This is a genomic window from Acetobacter sicerae, assembly GCF_011516765.1.
GTDB classification, from domain to species: Bacteria; Pseudomonadota; Alphaproteobacteria; order Acetobacterales; family Acetobacteraceae; genus Acetobacter; species Acetobacter sicerae.
Genome location: NZ_JAAABN010000087.1, coordinates 1 through 673, shown reverse-complemented (window position 1 = coordinate 673; position 673 = coordinate 1). Strand labels below are relative to the sequence as shown.

General features: G+C 57.7%; 1 protein-coding gene. It reads right to left on the bottom strand.

The genetic code is table 11. The features are described from left to right. Positions 1–26: 26 nt before the first annotated feature. Positions 27–673: IS3 family transposase (locus tag GVI59_RS18725; protein ID WP_242013227.1), on the bottom strand; the 647-nt coding region annotated here is incomplete at its 5' end.

Genomic DNA, 673 nt, shown 5'->3' with positions numbered 1-673 from the left:
TGACGTGCCCCCCTTTTTGTTACCACTCAAAAGGAGAGTTCCCGTTTTTTATGGCTTTGGGTTGATGGGATGACAAGTGTCTCGGGGGCATGCCCCCGAGACACTTGTCTGGCGATCTGATCCGGTGTCCTGCCACCCAGCTGGGAATGGGGGCGCACCGTATTGTAGTCTTCCCGCCAGTCAGCCAGAACCTGTCGGGCATGGCTGAGAGACGTGAACAGCGTCTCGTTGAGGCATTCATCCCTCAACCGGCCGTTGAAACTTTCGACAAAGCCGTTCTGTTGCGGTTTCCCGGGGGCGATATAGTGCCATTCAACCTTCATCTCATCGGCCCATTTCAGGATGGCATGGGATGTGAACTCCGTACCGTTGTCGCTGACAATCATGAGGGGTTTGCCATACCGTTCCACCAGGGCCGTCAGTTCCCGCGCCACACGTCCACCTGATAATGACGTGTCGGCAACCAATGCCAGGTTCTTGCGACTGAAATCGTCGATAACAGCCAGAATGCGGAACCGGCGGCCACAGATCAGGGCATCCGAGACAAAATCCAAGCTCCAGCGCTGCCCGGGTTCCTGGGGGATGGTCATGGGAGAACGCGTCCCCAGTGCCCTCTTGCGGCCACCCCGATGGCGGACTTTCAGCCCTTCCTCCTGGTAAAGGCGGAACAGCT